Below are 2,151 nucleotides of genomic sequence, written 5' to 3' on the forward strand. Positions count from 1 at the left end.
AAGGCGGCACTTCCCTACTCCACCAGAAAAAGGCTGTCCGCTCGGGCTACGACATGGACATTCTCCCACCCGACCTTGTGACGTTCAGCAAGGACGCGAAAACCTTGTTGGAGGATTTGCAGAGCCGCAACGAGAGAATGTTTCTTTTAACCTTCCTGATTGTCAACATGGCCCCCACGCGGGAACAGCTTGAAAACGAGATTTTCACGGTTTCGGGTATCACGCAGAAATACAACTGCACAATCCGGCGGCTGGACTTCCAGCAGGAACAGGGCTTTCTGTCCTCCCTCCCCCTCGGCTGTAATGCCGTGGAGATCCAGCGGGGCCTGACAACGAGCAGTACCGCGATTTTCATTCCCTTCCTGACCCAAGAGCTCCGCATGGACGGGGAGGCTATTTACTACGGCCTGAACGCCCTATCCCATAACATCATCATGGCAAACCGAAAGAAATTAAAAAACCCCAACGGGCTTTTCCTCGGCGTGCCGGGAAGTGGAAAATCCTTTGCCGCCAAGCGGGAGCTTGTGAATGTGTTCCTTGCGACCAATGACAAAATCCTGATTGTAGACCCGATGGGGGAATACTCGCCGTTGGTTCGGCGGCTCGGCGGGCAGGTGGTGGAGATTGCGCCCGACAGCCCGCACCACATCAACCCTATGAGCCTGATTGCCGATTTAGACAATGGCGAGGAAAACCCTATGGCACTGAAAGCGGACTTCATTCTCTCGCTGATGGAACTGATTGTAGGCGGCAAGGACGGGCTTCAACCCGTGGAGCGGACAGTCATTGACCGCTGTGTACGGCTCATGTACCGGGACTATCTACAAGATCCCGGCGCGGCCAAAATGCCGATACTCCAAGACCTGTATACGCTCCTGTGCAAGCAGACGGAGCCGGAGGCGGCGCGGCTGGCAACCTCACTGGAAATCTATGTGTCCGGCTCCCTGAACGTATTCAACCATGAAACTGATGTTGACCTGTCAAGCCGCCTCGTCTGCCTCGACCTAAAGAAGCTCGGGGCGGGCCTGCGGACAATCGCCATGCTGATTATGCAGGATTTAGTCAATTCGCAGGTATCGGCCAACTTTGCACAGGGAACCGCTACATGGTGCTATTTTGACGAGTTTCATCTGCTCTTGAAGGACGAGCTCACGGCCTCCTACTGCGTGACCGTCTGGAAAATGCTGCGGAAGAAATTCTGCGTTCCCTCGGCGCTTACACAGAACGTCAAAGTGCGCCCAGATAGGGCGCTGTGCAAAGCAGTTTAAGGTACTGCCGCACACGGCAGTGTGCGAAACAATCTGCCTTACCGACTAAGGAGAAATCCTTTACGGGAACAGCGCATGGCAGAAAAAGGAATAGTCACCAAAGGACTTAGGTGCGACTGTTTCCTAATGTTAAGAAGATATGAGGATAAGATTGGGTTTATCGAATGTAAGGTTCCAGTTCCTGTTTTTTGCAGGTGTGGGAAAAGTCCTGTAACCCATGTCATAACGCTGTCACGTCATCTTTCACGGCGGGACAACTGCCAACACGTTATGAAACAGGCGTGAGAACACGTCACAAAGAACCGAAAGCATATCCGACAATCTTCATTAACCTATGCACAGTGCTAACTGGGGATTGCCTAAGTTCGGCTCATTTGCCGGATATGGTAACGGAGGCTCCATAGTAGTTTGAGAACCCTGAATTGACAGGGAATGCCGTAAATTCGGAGGCGGGAAAGCCGCTTACATGGCGAAGGGAGCCAGTTAGTAACATCTAAAATGTAAGAATGAAAGGGAGGAGAAACCTCAATGAAACCAACATCTGAAATTTTAGAGCGTATTGAAAAGTGTTCCAGCGAACACAAAGACGGCGTGTTCACAAGGCTTTACAGATATTTGCTTCGTGAAGATATTTACTACGCCGCCTACCAGAAACTTTATGCAAACAAAGGCGCAACAACACAGGGTATCGACGACGATACCGCAGACGGTTTCAGTGACTTCTATGTAAAAGAGTTAATCCAGTCATTAAAGGATGGAACCTACAAGGCTAATCCTGTAAGGCGTGAGTATATTCCAAAGAAAAATGGAAAACTCCGCCCTCTGGGTATCCCGTCTTTCCGTGACAAACTCCTGCAAGAAGTTGTCAGAATGATTTTGGAAG

2 pseudogenes are annotated in these 2,151 nt (G+C 50.9%); both read left to right on the forward strand.

The features are described from left to right. Positions 1-1,232 (forward strand): annotated as a pseudogene (locus CLOSYM_RS21145) (VirB4-like conjugal transfer ATPase, CD1110 family); the annotation flags it as partial. Positions 1,233-1,796: 564 nt separating this feature from the next. Next, positions 1,797-2,151, forward strand: a pseudogene (locus CLOSYM_RS21150) (group II intron reverse transcriptase/maturase); the annotation flags it as partial.

Source organism: [Clostridium] symbiosum ATCC 14940, from assembly GCF_000466485.1.
GTDB lineage: Bacteria > Bacillota > Clostridia > Lachnospirales > Lachnospiraceae > Otoolea > Otoolea symbiosa.